Raw genomic sequence first — 20,727 nt, forward strand, 5'->3', positions numbered from 1 at the left:
CAACGGAACCGGCGTGTACATCTTTTTTTGCTGCGCCGCCGCGATTTGGCGACGTTAGCCGCGTTCCGCCGCTAGCGCAGCGCCAGCAGCAGCCCCCAGGCCGCCGAGGCGGCGAGCAGCAGCCCTGCGTCCAGGCGCTTGAGCCGCAGCCGGAACGCCGACGTCTTGACTGCGGCGCCATGCCCGAAGCCTCGCGCCTCGAGCGCGTCGGCCACCGCGTCGCCGAGCCGGATGAGCGACAGCAGAAATGGCAGCACGATGCGGGAAAGCATTGCCGCCGGGACCTTGCCTGGACGAGCGGCGAGCTTGCCTCGGGCGGCGGCGATGCGGCTGTAGCGGCGCCACTCGCCGGCGAGCAGCGGCAGGAAGCGGAACAGCAGCGAGATGGACAGCGTCAGCCGCGATACCGGCACGCCGAACCGGACAAGCGGCCGCAGCAGCTGGTCCGCCGCCCGCTGCAGCCGGAAAGGCGGCAGCAGCGAGAGCAGCGGCAGGCCGAGCAGCAGGACGGCGAACAGGCGAGACAGCTTGAACAGCGTCTGCGCCGCGGCCGCGGCATCGAAGGCTGGCGGCGACAGCTGGATGCCCGCGACGGCCGCCAGCGTCAGCGCGAAGACGGCATAGCCGCGCGCCAGCGGCAAATAAAGGCCGATGCGCTCGCGCTGGACGACCGCCAGCAGCGCCGCCCCAGCCAGCGCGAGCAGCAGGCCGGGCCAGCGGTCTTGCGCCATGATGCCGGCGCCGACCAGCAGATACGACGCGATCAACGCGCGCGGATCGGGCAGGCCGCTGTCCGGCAGGCGCGTCTCCGCCGAGGCGGCGACAGGCGCAGGCCCGGACCGGCGCGGCGCGGACGGTTGGCCGGCCGGGACGCCGTCCGTCGTCCTCGCGGCGGCGATGCCGGGCGCGGTGGCGATGCCGGTCGCAGCGGCAAGCTCCGTCCGGACCGGGCCGTCCGCCGCCAGCCGCTCCGCCAGCTCCTCCGGCTCGAGCCAGAGCCTGCCGTCCGCCGCCGCGCCGAAGCGCGCCGCCGCAAGCAGCGGCGGCGGAGCGGACCGATCCCCGCGCTCCGCCAGCCGGCGAGCATATTCCGGCGCGGGCAGCAGCTCCTTGAGCCTGCCGTCTTCCATGACGGCGACGCTGTCGGCTATCGGCAGCAGCGCGGCGAGGCTATGCGCCGACACGATCGCCGAGCCTCCGCTCGCCCGATGCCGCTGCAGCAGCTCCGTCAGCCGTTCGAGTCCTTCGGCGTCAAGTCCGGCCGCCGGCTCGTCGAGCAGCAGCCATTCCGGCCCGCCGACGAGCGCGCAGGCTAGGGCGAGCCGGCGCTGCTGGCCGCCGCTCAGCGTCAGCGGATCCTGCTCCAGCAGACGTTCCGGCAAGCCGGCCCGCCGCAGCGAATCCGCGATGGCGGCGGAGCGCCGTGACGGCGGCAGCCGGAACGGCCGCGCGGAGTAGTCCAGCTCCTCGCGAACCGTCCGCGCAAACCATTGCGTCTCCGACTGCTGCAGCGTCGCTCCGAGCTGCAGCAGCGCCGCCCGGTTCGGCCTCTTGCCGAGCCAGAGCGGCTCGGAACCGTACCGGATCGACCCTGACGAAGGCTCGCGCAAGCCGGCCAGCGACTCCAGCAGCGTCGACTTGCCGGAGCCGTTGCTGCCGGCGAGCAGCAGGATGCGTCCCGGCGGCAGCCGCAGCTCCGTCGGCTCCCCTTTTCCAGGAGCGGCCGCGTCGGGACGGAACCCCTCCACAATCAGCTCCTCTGCGGCGAAGCGCAAAGGGTCAGCTCCTTCCCGCTCTGCGCCGTCCGCCTCATGCCGCTGCATCCCGGCGGATGCCGGCAGCGCCTCCGCTGCGGCATTCCTCCGACTGCTTGCCGCCGCTTCCGCGCGGCTATCCGCGGACGCCTCGAACTCCGGCGCCAGCTCCTCCAGCCGCAGCGGCAGCCGGTCGAGGCGCACGCCCCGCTCCTGCAGCGCCCATGCCGCGCGCACGGGATAAGGAGCGGCCAATCCGACTCGTTCGCAGGCCGAAGCCTCTCCGCCCGTCCGTTTGAAAAACGCCTCGGCAGACCCGGAATATTCGATGCTGCCATCCGCCATCGCCAGCACCCGATCCTCGCTCTCCAGCTCCTCCAGCCGCTGGGTGCACCAGACGACCGTCGCCCCGGCCCGATGGAGCTGCCGCACCTGACGAAGGACGAGCCGCGCCGATTCCGCGTCCAGCATCGACGTCGCCTCGTCGAACAGCAGCGCCGGCGAGCCGGCCGCGACCGCGCCGGCGATCGCGACGAGCTGCTTTTGGCCGCCGGATAGCTTCTCTGCGGGCGTATCCGCCAGCGCCGTCAGGCCGAAGCGCTCCAGCGCCTCCTCGGCCGCGTCGAGAATCCGGCTCCCCTCCATGCCGGCGTATTCGAGCGTGAGGATGAGATCCTCCCTCGCCGTCGAGCCGACAAGCGCCGCGTCGGGCTGCTGCAGCACGACGGCGAACGGACGAACGTCATAAGGAAAGGCAGCCGTCCGCTGATGCCGGATTCCGTCAGGCGGCGCCCCGAGGCCGGCCAGCTCGCGGAGCAGCGTGGATTTTCCCGATCCGTTGCTCCCGCATAGAGCAAGCCAGTCTCCCTGCCGCAGCTCCAGGCTGGCCGATCCGATAATCGTCCGCAGCTGTCCCCCGGCGGCCGCCTGCACGGCATGCCCGTTCCAACAGACGAGCCGTTCCCCTTTTTCGCTTGCGCTCCGCATCGAGCCGCACCTTCCTTCTGCCCCTATTTCGCCCGATCCGCAAAAAAACGTCTGAACCGGCTTCTCAAACCGGAACGGCTATGCTACAATCCGTTCTGTTAACCAAATCTACCGGATTTAAGTTAACCTATCAATCCGAATGTTATATCCTCAAAGGAGCGAATTTCCGAATGCCAACTGTATCTCCGCTTCGCCGCATCGTATTCATCGCCCTGTTCGCCGCGCTCTTCGTCGTCTTCAGCGCCGTCCAGATCCAAATCGGCATCTCCCCGGTTCCGTTCACGCTGCAGACGATGGCCGTCGCGATCGCCGGCTCGTTCCTCGGCGCCAGAGACAGCTTCCTCAGCATCGCGCTCGTGTACGGACTTGCCGCGACCGGCTTGCCGCTCATCCGTTTTCAAGGCGGGCTCTCGCTGTTTGTCGGACCGACGGCGGGCTTCCTGTGGGTGTTTCCGCTGTGCGCGCTGCTGATCGGCCTGATCGTGCCGCGCCTGCTGGTCCGCCTCTCCGGCCGCAGCCCCGTGCTGACGTTCCTCGCCGTGTTCGCCGTCCTCGAGCTGCTCGGCTCCCTGCTCGCCTACGTTGTCGGCATCCCTTGGCTGATGCAGGCGACCGGCCTCTCGCTTGCCGAGGCGATGGCCGCCGGCTGCTACCCGTTCCTGCTGCCCGACCTGCTCAAAAACGTCGTCGCCGCCGGAGCCGCCGTCGCGCTGAGCGCCTATCTGCCGTCGCTGCGGCTGCTCCGTGCAGCCGATCGTCCCGACCGCCCGACTGCAGCCGCTTAAGCGCCTGTTGCCGCAGCACAAAAAACAGCCGCGCAAACTGCGCGGCTGTTTTTGGCTTCCGCCGATGCTCTCAAAGGGACATGCGGTAGATGTTCCGAACGTCCTGCTCATCCAGCTTGCGGAAGTTGCCGATCTTGCGGCCCGGGGCCGCCTTGCCGGCCATCTCTTCAAGCCGGCTCTCGTCGATGCCGTAGTCGGCGAGCCGCGACGGCGCTCCGAGCGAGCTCCAGAACGCGCGCAGGCGGCGGATGCCTTCCTCCGCGATCGCGCGGTCGCTGCGTCCGTCCGTGTCCACGTCGAAGACGTTGACCGCGAACTGCTTGAAGCGGCCGACGTTGTCGTCCAGCACGTACGTCATCCAGTTCGGGAACAGGATCGCCAGGCCGCCGCCATGCGGGATGTCGTAGACGGCAGACAGCGCATGCTCCATGTCATGGTTGGCCCAGTCGCCGAGCGTGCCCATCGCCAGCACGCCGTTCAGCGCCATCGTGCCGGCGTAGAGGATCGTGCCGCGATGCTCCAGGTTCGCGAGATCGTCGACCAGCTTCGGCGCGGTGTCGACGACGGCGCGCAGCACCGACTCGCAAAATCCGTCCTGCACCGGCGTCAGCGCGTCATGATGGAAGTATTGCTCGAACACATGGGACATCATGTCGACGATGCCGTACACCGTATGGTCCTTGGGCGCGGTCGCGGTGAACGCCGGGTCGAGGATCGAGAAGCGCGGAAACACATGCGGGCTGCCCCAGCCGTGCTTCTCCTGCGTCTCCTCGTTGGTGATGACCGAGCCGCTGTTCATCTCGCTGCCGGTCGCGGCCAGCGTCAGGATCGTGCCGAGCGGCAGCGCCTCCTGCACGACTGCCTTGCGGCTGACGATGTCCCAGAAGCTGCCCTCGTAGCGCGCCGCCGCGGCGATCGCCTTGCCGCAGTCGAGCGTGCTGCCGCCGCCGACGGCAAGCACCCAGTCGACGCCGTGCTCGCGGCACAGCTCCGCTCCGCGGTGGACGGTGGACAGGCGCGGATTCGGCTCGACGCCGGCGAGCTCGACGACGCTGCAGCCGGCAGCGGCCAGCACGCCAAGCACCTGGTCGTACAAGCCGTTGCGCTTGATGCTGCCGCCGCCGTAGACGAGCAGCACCCTGCGTCCGAGCTTGTCCGCTTCTTTGGTCAGCTGCTGCAGCTGGCCTTCGCCGAAGATGAGCTTCGTCGGGTTGTGGAATACGAATGGTCTCATGCGCTCCCGCCTCCTTTTATTCGTCGCAGCTTTCGGGATCTTCCGGACGGGCGCCGTCGAGCGTGATCTTCTCCGCCACTGTATCCTGAATGATCGAGACGACCATCTGCAGCAGGTAGTTGATGTCCGCCTGGCTCTGCTGGAACTGGCTGACGATCGGGATGCCGTCGAGCTCGTTCTGGAGGGCGTCCATCTCGCCCTCGATCTTCTGCACCATCGTCGGATTTTTGAACGTCTGCTCGAAGGCGACAAGCTCCTTCTGCTTCTTTTTCAGTCCGGCCATCAGGCTCTGCACCCGCTCGTTGCCCTTGATCTGATCCTCGGCCTTGCGGAACTGCTGCACCTCGTCGGAGGAGAAGATTAGTCCGGCGAGCTCGCGCGCCTTTTGCATGATGTCCTCGCGCACGAGAAGGTCCCGCGTATCGTACACTTCGACGGGGCAGTTCGGTCCGTGGTCATGCACTTGTCCCGGCTTGAGCGCCGATGTATGCTGTTCTGCCATTGTCTATCGCTCCTGTCTGCTGACGTGTATGTAGAGCCATGCGGCGCCTGGGCCGCTAGATCTGGTTGTCCAAGTCCACATTATACCACTCCGCGGACATAAAAACGACTGCCCGGTCCGGGCAGCCGCATCGGCCGAAGATGGCGTGCGGCTCCGGCTTCCCGCGTGGAAGGCGCCGCTTCCTCAGCCGACGATCTCGGCCGTGTCGCCGTTCTTGACGCCGGCCGCGTTGGCCTCGTCGGTATCGATGTGCATGTCCAGCGCGAAGCTGTCCGACACGCGGGCGATGACGTTCTCGAAGACGAGGCCGCGCTCGCCGCCGACGCGCACCTTCAGCAGCTGCTGGTCCGCGATGCCCCAGGCCGCCGCGTCATCCGTATGGAAATGGATATGGCGCGCAGCTACGATGACGCCTTCCTCGATCGTGACCTCTCCGGCCGGTCCGGTGATCGTGATGCCGGCCGAGCCGGCGATATTGCCGGATTCGCGCACCGGCGCGGGCACGCCGATCGCGAACGCGTCCGTGCGGGAAATTTCGAGCTGGGTCGCCTTGCGCGCCGGGCCGAGGATGCGCACTTTCGGGAAAGCGCCTTTGGGCCCTTTGACGGCGACCGTCTCGTTGGCGGCGAACTGCCCCGGCTGCGACAGCGGCTTGAACTCGGTCAGCTCATAACCCGCTCCGAACAGCGCTTCGACATGGGCTTGCGATAAATGGATATGGCGCGCGGAGACGCCTACAGGTACCGTTTTGGTTTCAGTCATGGTCATGATGTTCTTCCTTTCTCCACTCGTCTTTCTCTCTCATGCTCCATTATAGACTTTCGGGACAGCCCGTGTCGAACGGCGCCGTCGTCGATTCTTGAACTCAAACGAACAAAAAGCAGCCCGCCTCGCACGGGTTGCTTTTTGTTGGATTAATGGAAAAACGATAAGGGCTTCCGCCTATTCTACACGAAGTCCGCGGCCAACTTCGCGAAGTCCTCGCGGGAAATCTTGATGTCCTGGTTCGCGAGTCCCTCTTGCTTGAACCCGGTGATGAGGTTCTCGTAGGAGCGGCGCTTCGTGTCCTGGTAGATCAGGCCGGTGACGAGGCCGTTCGTCTCCATGATCTTCGTCATCGCGGCCAGGCGGTTCGACGGATCGTAGCCTTCGCCGGCCTCGCCGTCGAGGTTGACGATGTTTTCCTTGAACCAGTCGTACGTGTTGACCTTGTTGAACGTGACGCAAGGGCTGAAGACGTTGATGAGCGAGAAGCCTTCATGCTTGATGCCGGCCTCGATCAGCGCGGTCAGCTGCTTGAGGTCGCTCGAGAACGACTGCGCCACGAACGTCGCGCCCGCCGACAAGGCGATCTCCAGCGGCGAGAGCACCGACTCGATCGAGCCCTCGGGCGTCGACTTCGTCTTGAAGCCTTCCGCGCTGCGCGGGGAAGTCTGTCCTTTGGTCAGGCCGTAGATCTGGTTGTCCATGACGATGTAGGTCAGGTTGACGTTGCGGCGGATCGCATGCACCGTATGGCCCATGCCGATCGCGAAGCCGTCGCCGTCGCCGCCGGAGGCGATGACGGTCAGCTCGCGGTTCGCCAGCTTGACGCCTTGGGCGATCGGCAGCGCGCGGCCATGGATGCCGTGCAGGCCGTAGGCGTTGATGTAGCCGGAGATCCGGCCCGAGCAGCCGATGCCCGAGATGACCGCGAGCTGCTCCGGCTCGAGGCCGACGTTCGCCGCGGCGCGCTGGATGGCGGCCTGGATGGAGAAGTCTCCGCAGCCCGGGCACCAGTTCGGCTTGACGTTGTTGCGGAATTCCTTAAATGTGGCCAACGTGGCTCATCTCCTTCGACGCTTGGTAAACCTCGGACGGCAGGAACGGATTGCCGTCGTATTTGAGCAGGCTGCGGATCTTGTCCGCATGGCCGCAATGCAGCTTGATCTGCGCCGCCAGCTGGGCGGTCGCGTTGTTCTCCAGGACGATGACGGTGCTTGCCGCCTCCAGATAAGGAGTCAGCTGCTCGGCCGGGAACGGATGGATCTGCCGGACCTGAATCTGGCCGGTCGCCGCTCCGTCCTGCTCAAGGCGGCTGCGGGCTTCCTCGATCGTGCCTCCGGTGGAGCCCATGCCGATGATCAGGATGTCCGGGCGCTCATGCGGCACGTCGACGCGGATCGCTTCCGGAATGAGCAGGCGGTCGAGCTTGCCGAGCCGCTTATCCATCATCCGCTTGCGGTTGAGCGCATTCTCGGACGGACGCCCGGTCTCGTCATGCTCGACGCCCGTCACATGATGCAGGCCGCCCTTGTCGCCCGGCAGCGAGCGCGGCGATACGCCGTCCTCGGTAAGCTCGTAGCGCTTGAAGAGCACATTCGGCTCGAGCTCGGGCAGCTCGCGCTGCAGCTTGCCGCGGCGAATCTCGATGCGGTCGTAGTCGAGCGGCTCGCAGCTCTGCTTGCCGAGCGACAGCTGCAGATCGGTCATGATGATGACCGGCACCTGATACTCCTCGGCGATGTTGAACGCCTCGACCGTATCGTAGAAGCAGTCCTCGATGCTGGCCGGCGCGATGACGACCTTGGGAATCTCGCCGTGCGTGCCGTAGACCATCGCGTTGAGGTCGGACTGCTCCTGCTTGGTCGGCAAGCCGGTCGAAGGACCGCCGCGCTGCGTGTCGACGATGACGAGCGGCTGCTCGGTCATGCCGGCGAGGCCGATCGCCTCCATCATGAGGGACAGGCCGGGACCGGCAGATGCGGTCATCGTCCGCACGCCGGCGTAGTTCGCGCCGATCGCCATCGTGACGGCCGCGATCTCATCCTCGGTCTGCACGACCGTGCCGCCGAACTTCGGCAGCTTCTTGATCAGGTATTCCATGATCTCGGAGGCCGGCGTGATCGGATACGCGCTCATGAGGCGGCAGCCTGCGGCGACCGTGCCGAGGCCGATCGCCTCGTTGCCGATCATGAACAGCTTCTGCTTGCCGTCGGCAGGCTCCAGCGCGAATGCCTCCAGCGGTCCTCCCGCCTGCTCGAGAACGAACTCGGCGCCGCGCTTGACCGCCTCGACGTTTTTCTCGACGATGGCCGGGCCTTTGCGTCCGAACTCCTCCTCGACCGCCTGGTTGAACACCTCGAGCGGCAGGCCGAGCAGCGCCCAGGAAGCGCCGGAAGCGACCATGTTCTTCATGAGGGACGTGCCGAGCTCCTCGGCGATCGCCGTGATCGGCACCGCGAACAGGCGGGCGTCGATGCCTTCCGGCAGCTGCGGCTTGAACTTGGCGTCGGCGACGACGACTCCGCCGGGACGAAGCTCCGGCGCGTTCAGGTCGATGCTCTCCTGATCGAATGCGACAAGAATATCGAGATCGTCCGAGATCGCTCGGATCGGTTGCGTGCTGATGCGAATCTTGTTATTGGTATGGCCGCCCTTGATCCTCGAAGAGAAATGGCGGTATCCGTACAGATAGTACCCGAGACGGTTGAGGGCGGTGGAGAAGATCCGGTCCGTGCTTTCGACGCCTTCTCCCTGCTGGCCCCCGATCTTCCAAGACAGCTGACTAATCACGATAAGTCCAACTCCTCATCTGCTGTGAGAACTGCTTTCAATCCTCCTAAATTTTATGCCTCGCTATTGAAAATTGCAAGGAAATCTCCGAACTTGCCGCATTCAGCATTCCGATGAAAGCTATAAAGAAACCTGATAAAGCCCATAATCCCTTTATTCCGGGAGGTTTTGGCGCAAAAAGCGGATCGCGTTTCCTCCAAGCAGCTTCTCCGCGAACGCCGCGCCGTAGGCCCGCTCGACTTCCTGCCGCAGCTGGCCGGCCTCGCCGGCATGGCGCAGGCCGGCCGGATGCTGCTCGATGCCGTCGAAGTCCGAGCCCAGCATCAATTGGTCTTCCCCTCCGAGGGAGCAGATATGTTCGATATGCGGCAGCAGGTCGCTCGCTGCGGCCTGTCCGCGATCGGTGATGAAGTAGGGCACGTACGTCAAGCCGATCCGCCCGTCCATGGCGATCAGCGCGCGCAGCTGGTCGTCGGTCAGATTGCGCGGATGCGGGCAAATGCGGCGCGAGTTGGAGTGGGAAGCTATCAGCGGCCGCTCGGTCCGCTCGACCAGCTCCCAGAAGCCGGCATCGGTCAGATGAGAGACGTCGAGCAGCAGCCCGAGATCGCGCGCCGCATCGACCAGCTCCCGGCCTTTGGCGGTCAGCCCGCCTTGCCTCGGCTCCAGCACGCCGTCCGCCGCCCAGTTCGCGTAATTCCACGTCAAGCCGAGCACGCGCACGCCGAGCGCGAATGCCGTTCGCAGCAGCGCCCAGTCTCCCTGCAGCGCATCCGCCCCCTCCAGCGTCAGCAGCGCGGCGATCTTGCCCTCCTGCAGCGCCCGCTCCAGATCGCGCCTTCCGCGTACCTTGGCATATCCGGGATGAGAGGCGATCTTCTGCTCGAACAGATCGGCCGAACGGAGCACCGCATCCATCGTTTTCGGCTTCGACTCGGTCAAATAGATCGCATAGGCCTGGAGCATATAGCCGCCCGCACGCTGCCGGTCGAGCGTCGCGTCGAGCGTCACCGGCCCGCGATTGTTCGCGGAATCGATCGGATCAAGGCGCGGATCCGCCAGCAGCTTGCTCAGCACGTCGCAATGGAAATCCGCGATCCGAGGCTCCTCGCCTGGATATCTGTCGTTCATCTGCCCCGCCTCCTGTCGTTCGCGGCCGCCCGATGCCGGCCTCTTCTCCTACGATATGCACTTCCGTCTCCGGAAAACGCAAAAAAACCTGCTTACTCCGTAAACAGGCCGTTGCATGTTTTTCTCTTCGGCTCAGCGCGGCTCTACGATCAGCTTGATCGCGGTGCGGTCCTCGCCGTCGATGACGATGTCGGTAAAGGCCGGGATGCAGATCAGGTCCACGCCGCTCGGAGCGACGAACCCCCTTGCGATCGCGACGGCTTTGACCGCTTGATTCAAGGCGCCGGCTCCGATTGCTTGCAGCTCGGCCGCACCACGCTCCCTGAGAACTCCTGCCAGCGCCCCTGCTACGGAATTTGGATTGGACTTAGCGGAAACTTTTAAGACGTCCATGTCAAGTACCTCCTCAGGAATAGTGGCGTATCCCTATATCCCTAAACCTATTCGAGAGAGGACAAAAAATTCCTTCTTCCGCAACGGCATCCATGCTGCCAGGCGTTGTCAGGTCAAGCGGCAAGCTCTAGAACATCGCGAGCGACGTTTCCGTAAGGCGGATCTTCTCGAGCCGCTGCGCCCGTCCCGTCGCTTCGTCCAACACCGCCAGCACCCCGTGCAGATGCCAGTCCCCTTCCGCTACGACAAAGCGCGACGGCAGGCCGGTCAGAAACCTGTGCAGCACGGCGTCGCGATCCATGCCGAGAATTCCGTCCATCGGACCGGTCATGCCGACATCGGTCAAGAACGCCGTTCCTTGCGGAAGGATCCGGTCATCGTTCGTCTGCACATGCGTGTGGGTGCCGAGCACGACCGAGGCCCGGCCGTCCAAATACCAGCCCATCGCGATTTTCTCCGATGTCGCTTCGGCGTGGAAGTCGACCAGCACGCAGCTCGTCTCGCGCTTCAGCCGCTCCAGATGCGCATCCGCCGTCTTGAACGGGCAGTCGTTCGGCGGCAGGAACGTGCGCCCTTGGACATTGAGGATGCCGAGCTTTTTGCTGCCGGCCTTGATGACCGTGGAGCCGATGCCTGGCGATTCGCTCGAAAAATTCGCCGGACGGACGAGCCGCGGCTCATCGTCGATCCAGTCGAACAGATCCTTGTTGTCCCATGTATGGTTGCCCATCGTGATGCCGTTCACGCCCCAGTCGAAAAACTCCTTGGCGATCGCGGCGGTGATGCCGCGGCCGGCGGCGGCGTTCTCGCCGTTGACGATGATGATATCCGGATTATGCTTGGCCCTGAGCGCCGGCAGCGCCTTGCGCAGCGCGGCACGGCCGACGTTGCCGACGATGTCGCCGATAAAAAGAACTTTCATGGATGGCCTCCTATCATGACAAAATCCCGCTCCGGCAGGAGCGGGATGTCTGGTTCGCCTACTTGGCGTATTCGACCGCACGGGTTTCGCGGATGACCGTGACCTTGATATGGCCCGGATAGTCCAGTTCTCCCTCGATCTTTTTGGTAATGTCGCGTGCCAGACGGAACGCTTCCGTATCGTCGATCTTCTCCGGCTGGACCATGACGCGAACTTCGCGTCCGGCCTGGATGGCGTACGATTTCTCGACGCCATCGAACGATTCGGAGATCGCCTCGAGCTTCTCCAGACGCTTGATATACGTCTCGAGCGTCTCGCGGCGGGCTCCCGGACGGGCGGCCGACAGCGCGTCCGCGGCTCCGACGAGCATCGCGATGACCGAAGTCGCCTCGCAATCGCCGTGATGGGACGCGATGCTGTTGATGACGACCGGATGCTCCTTGTACTTGCGGGCCAGCTCGACGCCGATCTCGACATGGGAGCCTTCGACCTCGTGGTCGAGCGCTTTGCCGATGTCATGCAGCAAGCCGGCGCGCTTGGCCAAGGTGATGTCCTCGCCCAGCTCGGCCGCCATCAGGCCGGTCAGATAAGCGACCTCCATCGAATGCTTCAGCACGTTCTGGCCATAGCTCGTCCGATACTTCAGGCGGCCGAGAATCTTGATCAGATCCGGATGGATCGCATGCACGCCGACCTCGAAAGTCGCCTGCTCGCCATACTCGCGAATCCGCTCGTCCACCTCGCGGCGGGATTTCTCGACCATCTCCTCGATTCGGGCGGGATGGATCCTGCCGTCGGCGACGAGCTTCTCGAGCGCTGTACGGGCAATCTCCCGGCGTATCGGATCGAATCCGGACAAGATGACCGCTTCCGGCGTATCGTCGATGATCAGATCGATGCCGGTGAGCGTCTCGAGCGCGCGGATGTTGCGGCCCTCGCGGCCGATGATCCGGCCCTTCATCTCTTCGTTCGGCAGCGTCACGACGGATACCGTCGTCTCCGCGACATGGTCGGCCGCGCAGCGCTGGATCGCCAGGGAAATGATGTCGCGGGCTTTTTTGTCCGCTTCTTCCTTCGCCTGCTGCTCCAGCTCCTTGATCATCTGCGCCGTCTCGTGACGGACTTCCTGCTCCACGTTGTTGAAGATGATCGTCTTCGCGTCCTCCGTAGTCAAGCCGGAGATCCGTTCCAGCTCGCTCTGCTGCTGCCGGTAGATGGAATCAATCTGCTCTTGCGTTTCCTCGATTCGTTTCTCCTTGTTGGCTACCAATTCTTCTTTGCGTTCGAGTGCCTCAATTTTCTTATCCAAAGACTCCTCTTTTTGCAGCAAGCGCCTTTCAAGACGCTGATTCTCATTGCGTCTCTCCCGAATGTCCTTGTCCGCTTCCGAACGGAGTTTATGGATTTCGTCTTTCGCTTCCAGCACCGTTTCCTTTTTCAACGCATCCGCTTCCTTCTTCGCCTGTTCGACGATCTGGAGCGCGGCCTGCTCAGCGCTGGAAATCTTAGCCTCGGCAAACGACTTTCGGACGAAGTAACCAATCCCAAAGGTAATCGCGCCAACAACGAGAACGATCAAGATCCACCAAATGGGGTTCATCTTGTTCACCTCCTCGTTGCATTCACCAAGGCATCAGCCGGGAATGATATTCAATTGTTGCCATTCGGTTCCATACCGTGCTTTACGACTGTAGAAATGGAGACAAAAAACCTGAACCCATTTACGGAAGGAAAGGCATCCCATGCCAGATGGATGCTTTATTATTGTAGCTTTCCGCAAAATCAATTGTCAAGCCAGCCCCCGTCGGCGTCGTCCTCGCCCTCGGCCGAGTCCTGAATCTGCCGGACCGTCTCCCGCACGAGATCGCTCGGGAATCCGCGCCGCAGCAGGAATCCGGTCAGCTTCATCCGTTTGTCCCGCTCTTCTCCCTTTAGGCTCCGCCATTTCTTCTCTCCGGCCTTGAGCGCGGCGCGCCGTTCTTCCTCGTCGTCGAGAGCTTCGACCGCATGTCCCGCCGTCTCCTTTGGAATGCCGCGCTGCTCGAGCTCCATGCGGATGAGACGGCTGCCCTTCTGGCTGCTCCGCAGACGCTGGGAGGCGAACATGCGGGCATAGTCGCGGTCGTCGACGACCCGCTCCTGCTGCAGCCGCTCGATAGCATAGCGGATATCCTCTTCTTCGAATTCCTTGCGCTTGAGATAGGCGGACATCTCCTTCGACGATCGCATCTTGAAGCCGGCGTAGAAGACGGCCGCCGCATACGCCCGGTAGCGAGCGTTCTCCTCCGCGATCCGCGCCATCAGCTTCGGCTCGATGAGCGTGTCTTTGAGCAGCCGGTACTTGACGAGAATGTCCTCATGCACCGACAGCTCCGGCTCCTCGCTGCCTTCGAGATAAATCCAGTAGAGAGACGGCTTCTTGTCGTCCTGCTCTACGCGCGTGATCCGTTTTTCCTGCTCCTCCATCTTCGCCGCTCCCTTCCTCGTCGATTCTAATGAAGAAAAAAGCACCCCCGACTCCATCAGGGATGCTTGGTCATGCCGCTACTTCGCAGAGCGGAAACAATCAGACGTCGAGCTCCAGCTCCTCAAACTCGTCTGCCTCGTCCTTGGAAACTTCGGCGCCGGCAGCGCGCTCCGCAGCCGCATTGAGGTTATGCGCCTCGCGGATCTTGCCTTCGATCACGCTTGCGATCGGCTCGTTGTCCTTGAGGAACTGCTTGGCGTTCTCCCGTCCTTGGCCGAGGCGGTCGCCGTTGAAGCTGAACCAAGCGCCGCTCTTCTGCACGATGTCCATCTCCACGCCGATGTCGATGATGCTGCCGACGCGCGAGATGCCTTCGCCGTACATGATGTCCAGCTCGGCCTGGCGGAACGGAGGCGCCACCTTGTTCTTGACGACCTTGATGCGGGTCCGGTTGCCCACGACGTCGGTGCCTTGCTTGATGCTCTCGATGCGGCGCACGTCCAGCCGCACGCTGCTGTAGAACTTCAGGGCGCGTCCGCCCGGAGTCGTCTCCGGGTTGCCGAACATGACGCCGACCTTCTCGCGGAGCTGGTTGATGAAGATGGCGATCGTCTTGGACTTGCTGATCGCTCCGGACAGCTTGCGCAGCGCCTGCGACATGAGGCGCGCCTGGAGGCCGACGTGGGAGTCGCCCATCTCGCCCTCGATCTCGGCCTTCGGCACGAGCGCCGCGACGGAGTCGATGACGATGATGTCGACGGCGCCGCTGCGCACGAGCGCCTCGGCGATCTCCAGCGCCTGTTCGCCCGTATCCGGCTGGGACAGCAGCAGCTCGTCGATGTTGACGCCGAGCTTGCTGGCGTAGAGCGGATCCAGCGCATGCTCCGCGTCGATGAAGGCGGCTTGTCCGCCCGTGCGCTGCACTTCGGCGATCGCGTGCAGGGCGACGGTCGTCTTGCCGGACGACTCCGGTCCGTAGACTTCGATGATGCGGCCGCGAGGGAAGCCCCCGATGCCGAGCGCGATATCCAATGCGAGGGCGCCGCTGGAGACCGTTTCAACGGCCAGCTGGGCGGACTCGCCTAATTTCATGATGGAGCCTTTTCCGAATTGTTTCTCAATCTGGCGAAGCGCCATATCTAAAGCTGCGCGGCGATCTGACAAGAGATCCACATCCTTCGTTCGTCGATTTATAGTTCTATTCTAGTCTACTTGAAGCCGTTTGCCAAGACTTTTTTCGAACATACATTCGCTTTTTTTGAAGCGCGCTCCGTCCCTCCCCGAGTCCCGCCGCAGCCCCGAAAAAAGACAAAGAACCGCAGCTGGTCCGACTCGCTGCGGTTCTTCCGTCAACTGCCCTTATTGTACGCGATCCGAGCCGGCCAGCGCAAGCGCGCCGCGGCTATTCCTGGAGCGCCAGCCAGAGCCGGTACAGCGCGTGCTTGGCGGCGCGGATGCGCACCATGTCGCGATTGCCGCCGGCGTTCAGCTCATGCGTCTCGGCCTCCCCGCCTTTGCGGGCGATGCCGATGTAGACGAGGCCGATCGGCTTGCCCTCGGAGGAGCCCGGCCCGGCGACGCCGGTAATCGAGACGCCCCAGTCGCTGCCGGTCGTCTCCGCCACCCGCTGCGCCATCAGCGCCGCGGTGGAGGCGCTCACCGCTCCAGGCGCGTCCGCCCCCTCCAGCTGGGCGAGCGGAATGCCGAGCAGCTTGTGCTTCATCGTATTCGTATAGGTGACGATGCCGCCGAGGAACTCGCCGCTGCTGCCGGGGATGCCGGTGATGAGCTCGGCCAGCAGGCCGCCCGTGCAGCTCTCGGCCACGCTGACCCGCATCCGCCTCGTGCGCAGCCGCCGCAGCACGGCCTCTTCGAGCGAGATGTCCTCTTCGGCATAGATATGGGCGCCGAGGCGCTCGCGGATCTGCTGCGCCATCCGCTCGATGCGGTCCAGCGCCTGCGCCTCGTCCGCGGACTTGCTGGAGAGGCGGATCGCCACCTCGCCTTCCTTGGCATACGGAGCGATCGTCGGATCGCTCTGGCTCTCGATCAGGTCGATCAGCTCATGCTCGAGCCGCGACTCGCCGATGCCGGCGAAGCGCAGGATGCGCGAATGCAGCGGAGCCCCCGCTCCGAGCTCGGCCAGCAGCCAGCGCGTCGCCGGCCCCTCGAACATCGGCATCATTTCCTTGGGCGGACCCGGCAGCAGGATATAGCGGGTTCCGTCCTGCTCCAGCGCGTTGCCGACGGCAAGCCCCGCGTCGTTCTCGAGCGCTACGCTGCCCTCGATCCAGTTGGCCTGCCGGCGGTTGCTCTCGACCATATGGCTTCCGCGGGAAGCGAAAAACCGCTCCATCGCCTCCATCGTCGGCTCATGGACGACGAGCCGGCGCCCGAGATAGTCGCCGAGCACGTCCTTGGTGAGGTCGTCCATCGTCGGCCCGAGACCGCCGGTGAACAGCAGCAGGTCGGCGCGGGAGCGTGCCGTATCGATCGCCTGACGGATGCGGGCGGCGTTGTCGCCGACGACCGTCTGGAAAAAGACGTCGATGCCGAGGGCGGCGAGTCCTTGGGAAAGATAGCGTGCGTTCGTATTGACGATCTGTCCAAGCAGCAGTTCCGTTCCAACAGCGATGATTTCGGCTTTCACAGCGCTTCACTCCTGTCGTGGATTGGGCTGTCGGTAACGGACAAGGTCCCTTTCCCGAAAAGGAAAGAGACCTTGTAAGCTACTCGACGGGAATCAGGTTGCGGTTCTTGACGAAGTAGTCGATGCCGGACCAGATCGTGATCAGCGCCGCCGCCCAGCTGAGGATGATATCCATGCGGATGTCCACCAGCGCGAACGGGAAGTTGTTGAGCAGCAGCGCGATGATCATCGCGATCTGGATGCCGGTCTTCCACTTGCCCCAGGTGCTTGCCGCAAGCACGGCGCCCTCCAGCAGGGCGACCTGGCGCAGGCCCGTCACGGCGAACTCGCGGCTGATGATGACGATGGCGATGAACGCGGAAAGCTTGTCCATCTGCACGAGCGAGATGAGGACGGCCGCGACGAGCAGCTTGTCCGCCAGCGGATCAAGCAGCTTGCCGAGATTGGTGACCATCTTGTTCTTGCGGGCCAGATAGCCGTCGAGCCCGTCGGTGCTCGCCGCGATGATGAAGATCAGGGCGGCGATGATCTGCGTGTATGTAAGCTCGAAATCTTCGAACCGGACCGTTCCCAGATCGAACCGGATCAATAGAAAAAACAGGATGACAGGCACTAAGAAGATGCGCGCGAGCGTGATCTTGTTGGCCAGGTTCAAGCCCTTCCCCTCCCTGACGTTTCAAACTTCACAAGTATAATCGAAGCGGAAGCGGCCTGTCAAAACGAGGATCGACGGCCGTCAGCGATAGTTGGTGAACTGCAGCTCGAGCTCGAGGTTGGCGCCGCGCAGCAGCGAGATGACCGCTTGCAGATCGTCCCGGCTCTTGCCCGTCACGCGCAATTGATCGCCTTGAATCTGGCTTTTCACCTTCAGCTTGGAATCGCGGATGAGCACGTTGATCTTCTTGGCGTCGTCCTGGCCGATGCCTTGCTTGAGCTTGATCCGCTGGCGCACCGTGCCGAGCGTGGCCGCTTCGATCTTGCCGAAGTCCATGTTCTTGATCGGCACTCCGCGCTTGATCATTTTCGTCTGGAGGATGTCGATGACGCTTTTCAGCTTGTACTCGTCGTCGGAAGCGACGACCAGCTCCTCCTTCTCCAGCTTGATGCTGCTCTTGCTCCCCTTGAAGTCGAAGCGGTTCTCGATTTCCTTTTCCGCCTGGACGATGGCGTTGTTCAGCTCCTGCAGGTCTACCTTCGATACGATATCGAACGAACTTTCCGAACTCATGGGTCCAGTCCTCCTTGCGTTTTCATCGTCCTCTATTATAAATCATCCGAAAGCGAAAGTATAACGCGCCGCCGGGGCGCAGAAAGGCGCTTCTTCCCGCAGGAAGAAAGCGCCCTTCAACCTTCTATCGCCTGTGCCTGACGACTCTCGCGGCAAGCGGGCGGCCGCGCTTCAAGCGCCGCCGAATTACTCGCCCGTCTCGTCCTGCGATACCGCATCGCCCGAGGACGGATCGAACTGGAAGCGCTTCGGACCGGGACGGTCGCCGTCCTCGAGAAGCGTGCCGTCGATGTAGAACTCGGTGTTGTCCGCGCGTCCCGTGTTCACGTAGATGACCGCATCAAGCGGAATTTCGATCGTGTCTTCAGCCGTAACGTTCTGGTTGTAAAGGCGCTCGCCGGATTTTCCGCCTTTGCGGACCTCCAGCCAGGCTCCGCCGGAAAACTTGAGCTGAAGCATCGGCTGGCCGGTGACTTGATAATAGTCCACTCCGCCCGACTTGCGGTCGAACGTGACCGCGCCTGCCGGAGGCGTCGGAGTCGGCGTAGCCGTCGGGCTCGGGGATGCGAGCGCGCCGCTGCCCGGGGACGCCGTCGGCCGGCTGTCGTTCGGTCCCGGAGTCGCCGTCGTCATCGGCGTCCGGTCCGTGGAGTCGGCGCTCTTGGCGCCGTCGTCCCGAATGACGAACATCCAGAGCAGGAACACGATCAGCCCGAGGAACGCCCACATTAGCACGGAAAAGCCGAGCTTGCCGAAACGCTCCGACATCGTCCGCGACGTCGACGCCTTGCGCGGCGGCTGAGGAGAAGCCGACGGCTCGGCGGCGGAAGTCTGCGGAGCGGAAGGCAGCTCGTTCTTGTAGTAGCTGAGCACTTCCTCCGCGTTCAGCCCTACCGCCTCGGCATAGTTCTTGACGAACGCGCGGGCGTAGAAGCTGCCGGGCAGCGCGCTGTAGTTGCCTTCCTCGATCGCGATCAAATAATGCTTGCGGATCTTGGTCATCTCCTGCAGCTCGTCGAGGGACAAGCCGGATTCTTCCCTTGCGGTCCGCAGGGTTTGGCCCAGTTCAGACATAATTGGCATAGCCTCCTTTCCGATTAGAAGTCATTGTAGTTGACCGTGAAGGAGTCGTAGGAGATCTCCTCGTCCGGGGTGTTGCGAAGCTCGATGATCGTCGTAAAAGTGCTGTAATCGAAATTGGATTCGCGGATGAAGATGTCCGGATGCTCGATGACTTTGGTCGACGGCATCTCCATGATTTCCTGCAGCAGCGAATGATGCCGCTCGTTGGAGCGGATCGTGCTGACGATGCCGTCGATGATGAAGATGTTGTCGGGGTTCATCTCCTCGCTCGAAAGCTGGCTGCGCACGGTTTGCCGGAGCAGCGTGGAGCTGACGAACGTCCAGCGCTTGTTCGAGCAGACGCTGCCCGCGATGATCGACTCCGTCTTGCCGACCCGCGGCATGCCGCGCAGCCCGATGACCTGGTTGCCGTCGCGCTTGAAGATCTCGCCGAGAAAATCGACGAGCAGGCCGAGCTCGTCGCGCGTGAAGCGGAACGTCTTGCGGTCGTCGGAGTCTCGCTCGATATAGCGTCCGTGGCGCACGGCCAGGCGGTCGACCAAGCTTGGCGGACGGAGCTTGTTGACGGTGATGTTCTCGACCTTCTGCAGCATCTTGCCGAGAATCTCGATCTTCTCGTCGTCGTTGGTCTGCAGCAGCATGCCGCGGGTGCGGTCCTCCACCCCGTTGATCGTAATGATGTTGACGTTGAGCATGCCCAGCAGCGAGGCGATGTCGCCGAGCAGGCCTGGCCGATTCTTATGTATTTTGTATTCCATATACCACTGTTTCGATTCCATCAATCACACCATCCCAAGGTTGCAGGCGCTTCGAACCGCCTTCATTATAAGCCTACATTCTACAGGATTCGCCACGTTTCCGCAATGAGCACGCTCGTTCTACATGACAGAAAAGCTCCCGTTAGACCGGGAGCTCTCTGCCGTGACGCCGATGACTAGCGATGTCCGACCAGCTTCACCATCAGCCGGGCGATCGTCTTGCGCTCATTTTCGTCGCCGACATCCCAGATTTCCTTCAGCATGCGCTGCTCTTCGTTTTTCGGGTCGACCTTCTCGTCGAGGAAAGAGCCGATTTCGTAAGCGAGGTTGCCGATCGCCTCTTCGCTCAAGCCGAGCTTCTTGCCTTGTTCCAGTCGCTCTGCAAGAAATTCCTTCCAGGAATCGAAGTTCGAAAGTACGGTAGACATGCTCGGTTCGCCTCCTTAAAGTCGTTGAGGAATAGCACCATCAACGGCATTAGTGTGCGCGGCGGCCGGGTCAGCTATACGACGATCAGGGCTGGCAAAAGGTTTCAATCTTCAGGTGATCCAGCCGCCGTTCGGGCTGATCACCTGTCCGGTGATGTAGGACGACTCCGGCAGCGACAGGAAATAGACGAGCGAGGCGATCTCGTCGGGCTGGCCGAGCCGCCCCGCGGGAATGTCCTGCTCGAGCTGCTTCAGCTCCTGGGAATCGAAGCCGCCGAGCATTTCCGTGTCGATCGCGCCGGGAGCGACGGCGTTCACCGTCACGCCCGAGGGGGCGAGCTCTTTGGCGAGCGCTTTGGTGAAGGCGTTGACGCCGCCCTTGGTGGCGGAATAAAGCACCTCGCACGAGGCTCCCGCGACGCCCCATACGGACGAGATGTTGATGATGCGTCCCCAGCGGGCGCGGATCATCTCGGGCATGAACAGCTGGGTGCAGAGGAAAACGCCCCGCAGATTGACCGCGGTGACGTCGTCCCACTCGGCGTCGGTCAGATCGGAAAGCAGCCCGTAATGGGAAATGCCGGCGTTGTTGACGAGGATGTCCGGCAGCAGATCCGCTCCCGCCAGCTTCTCGCGCATCCGCTCCAGGCTTTCCCGCGAGCGCAGGTCGGCCGACGCCGTCATGACGCGCCCGCTTCCGAGCGCGAGGCATTCGCGCGCCGTCTCGTTGGCCTGCTCATGCGAGTGAAGGTAATGAAGCGCGACATTCATGCCCTCGCGGGCGAAGCGCCGCGCGATCGCGGCGCCGATGCCGCGGCTGCCTCCGGTGACGAGCACGTTCATTTCATGC

At 63.3% G+C, this 20,727-nt stretch carries 20 protein-coding genes; 1 reads left to right on the forward strand and 19 read right to left on the reverse strand.

Features of this window, described 5'->3' with window-relative positions; genetic code table 11:
• Window positions 1-71: 71 nt before the first annotated feature.
• Window positions 72-2,741 carry an ATP-binding cassette domain-containing protein gene (locus NYE40_RS13110; protein WP_339278547.1) on the reverse strand — a complete coding sequence of 890 codons (2,670 nt, stop codon included), beginning with the start codon at window positions 2,739-2,741 and terminating at the stop codon, window positions 72-74.
• A gap of 170 nt (window positions 2,742-2,911) precedes the next feature.
• On the opposite strand from NYE40_RS13110, the gene NYE40_RS13115 reads away from it, so the two are divergent.
• Window positions 2,912-3,526 carry a biotin transporter BioY gene (locus tag NYE40_RS13115; protein ID WP_339278548.1) on the forward strand — a complete coding sequence of 205 codons (615 nt, stop codon included), beginning with the start codon at window positions 2,912-2,914 and terminating at the stop codon, window positions 3,524-3,526.
• Between the two features lie 70 nt (window positions 3,527-3,596).
• On the opposite strand, the gene NYE40_RS13120 is transcribed toward NYE40_RS13115, so the two are convergent.
• The 18 genes from NYE40_RS13120 to fabG all read right to left on the reverse strand — a co-directional run bounded on the left by NYE40_RS13120 (window position 3,597) and on the right by fabG (window position 20,720).
• Complete coding sequence (locus NYE40_RS13120) at window positions 3,597-4,760, reverse strand: iron-containing alcohol dehydrogenase (protein ID WP_339278549.1); 1,164 nt, start codon at window positions 4,758-4,760, stop codon at window positions 3,597-3,599.
• A gap of 16 nt (window positions 4,761-4,776) precedes the next feature.
• Complete coding sequence (locus NYE40_RS13125) at window positions 4,777-5,262, reverse strand: YlbF family regulator (RefSeq protein ID WP_153783716.1); 486 nt, start codon at window positions 5,260-5,262, stop codon at window positions 4,777-4,779.
• Between the two features lie 183 nt (window positions 5,263-5,445).
• A complete protein-coding gene (locus tag NYE40_RS13130) occupies window positions 5,446-6,024 on the reverse strand; it encodes a phosphate propanoyltransferase (protein WP_043110849.1) in 579 nt (192 codons plus the stop codon).
• Between the two features lie 185 nt (window positions 6,025-6,209).
• The gene (locus NYE40_RS13135) at window positions 6,210-7,082 is read right to left on the reverse strand and encodes a 2-oxoacid:ferredoxin oxidoreductase subunit beta (RefSeq protein WP_101809214.1); all 873 of its coding nucleotides are present in this window, start codon (window positions 7,080-7,082) and stop codon (window positions 6,210-6,212) included.
• A complete protein-coding gene (locus tag NYE40_RS13140; protein ID WP_101809215.1) occupies window positions 7,069-8,817 on the reverse strand; it encodes a 2-oxoacid:acceptor oxidoreductase subunit alpha in 1,749 nt (582 codons plus the stop codon). The genes NYE40_RS13135 and NYE40_RS13140 overlap by 14 nt, the downstream gene beginning before the upstream one ends.
• 153 nt (window positions 8,818-8,970) lie before the next feature.
• The gene (locus NYE40_RS13145; protein WP_339278550.1) at window positions 8,971-9,948 is read right to left on the reverse strand and encodes a dipeptidase; all 978 of its coding nucleotides are present in this window, start codon (window positions 9,946-9,948) and stop codon (window positions 8,971-8,973) included.
• Window positions 9,949-10,080: 132 nt separating this feature from the next.
• Entirely contained in the window at window positions 10,081-10,341 is a 261-nt protein-coding gene (locus NYE40_RS13150) for a stage V sporulation protein S (RefSeq protein ID WP_028597363.1), read from the reverse strand.
• Between the two features lie 127 nt (window positions 10,342-10,468).
• Window positions 10,469-11,263: a TIGR00282 family metallophosphoesterase gene (locus tag NYE40_RS13155; RefSeq protein WP_101809217.1), complete on the reverse strand. Its 795-nt coding sequence runs from the start codon at window positions 11,261-11,263 to the stop codon at window positions 10,469-10,471.
• A 58-nt stretch (window positions 11,264-11,321) separates the two neighbouring features.
• The gene (rny, locus tag NYE40_RS13160; RefSeq protein ID WP_101809218.1) at window positions 11,322-12,863 is read right to left on the reverse strand and encodes a ribonuclease Y; all 1,542 of its coding nucleotides are present in this window, start codon (window positions 12,861-12,863) and stop codon (window positions 11,322-11,324) included.
• A gap of 182 nt (window positions 12,864-13,045) precedes the next feature.
• Window positions 13,046-13,729 carry a RecX family transcriptional regulator gene (locus NYE40_RS13165; protein WP_339278551.1) on the reverse strand — a complete coding sequence of 228 codons (684 nt, stop codon included), beginning with the start codon at window positions 13,727-13,729 and terminating at the stop codon, window positions 13,046-13,048.
• A gap of 100 nt (window positions 13,730-13,829) precedes the next feature.
• Window positions 13,830-14,894 carry a recombinase RecA gene (recA, locus tag NYE40_RS13170; RefSeq protein ID WP_101809220.1) on the reverse strand — a complete coding sequence of 355 codons (1,065 nt, stop codon included), beginning with the start codon at window positions 14,892-14,894 and terminating at the stop codon, window positions 13,830-13,832.
• Window positions 14,895-15,132: 238 nt separating this feature from the next.
• On the reverse strand, window positions 15,133-16,380 hold the full coding sequence (locus NYE40_RS13175; protein WP_153783719.1) for a competence/damage-inducible protein A: 1,248 nt from the start codon (window positions 16,378-16,380) through the stop codon (window positions 15,133-15,135).
• A 79-nt stretch (window positions 16,381-16,459) separates the two neighbouring features.
• On the reverse strand, window positions 16,460-17,035 hold the full coding sequence (gene pgsA / locus NYE40_RS13180; protein WP_028597369.1) for a CDP-diacylglycerol--glycerol-3-phosphate 3-phosphatidyltransferase: 576 nt from the start codon (window positions 17,033-17,035) through the stop codon (window positions 16,460-16,462).
• A gap of 81 nt (window positions 17,036-17,116) precedes the next feature.
• A complete protein-coding gene (locus tag NYE40_RS13185) occupies window positions 17,117-17,608 on the reverse strand; it encodes a YajQ family cyclic di-GMP-binding protein (protein WP_028597370.1) in 492 nt (163 codons plus the stop codon).
• A 186-nt stretch (window positions 17,609-17,794) separates the two neighbouring features.
• The gene (locus NYE40_RS13190; RefSeq protein WP_339278552.1) at window positions 17,795-18,682 is read right to left on the reverse strand and encodes a RodZ domain-containing protein; all 888 of its coding nucleotides are present in this window, start codon (window positions 18,680-18,682) and stop codon (window positions 17,795-17,797) included.
• A gap of 23 nt (window positions 18,683-18,705) precedes the next feature.
• The gene (locus NYE40_RS13195; RefSeq protein ID WP_028597371.1) at window positions 18,706-19,470 is read right to left on the reverse strand and encodes a DUF3388 domain-containing protein; all 765 of its coding nucleotides are present in this window, start codon (window positions 19,468-19,470) and stop codon (window positions 18,706-18,708) included.
• 155 nt (window positions 19,471-19,625) lie between these two features.
• The gene (locus NYE40_RS13200) at window positions 19,626-19,877 is read right to left on the reverse strand and encodes a DUF3243 domain-containing protein (RefSeq protein ID WP_028597372.1); all 252 of its coding nucleotides are present in this window, start codon (window positions 19,875-19,877) and stop codon (window positions 19,626-19,628) included.
• A gap of 111 nt (window positions 19,878-19,988) precedes the next feature.
• Window positions 19,989-20,720 carry a 3-oxoacyl-ACP reductase FabG gene (gene fabG, locus NYE40_RS13205; protein WP_052332921.1) on the reverse strand — a complete coding sequence of 244 codons (732 nt, stop codon included), beginning with the start codon at window positions 20,718-20,720 and terminating at the stop codon, window positions 19,989-19,991.
• Between the last annotated feature and the right edge of the window lie 7 nt (window positions 20,721-20,727).

It is taken from the genome of Paenibacillus sp. FSL W8-1187, from assembly GCF_037965485.1.
Taxonomy (GTDB): domain Bacteria; phylum Bacillota; class Bacilli; order Paenibacillales; family Paenibacillaceae; genus Paenibacillus_O; species Paenibacillus_O pasadenensis.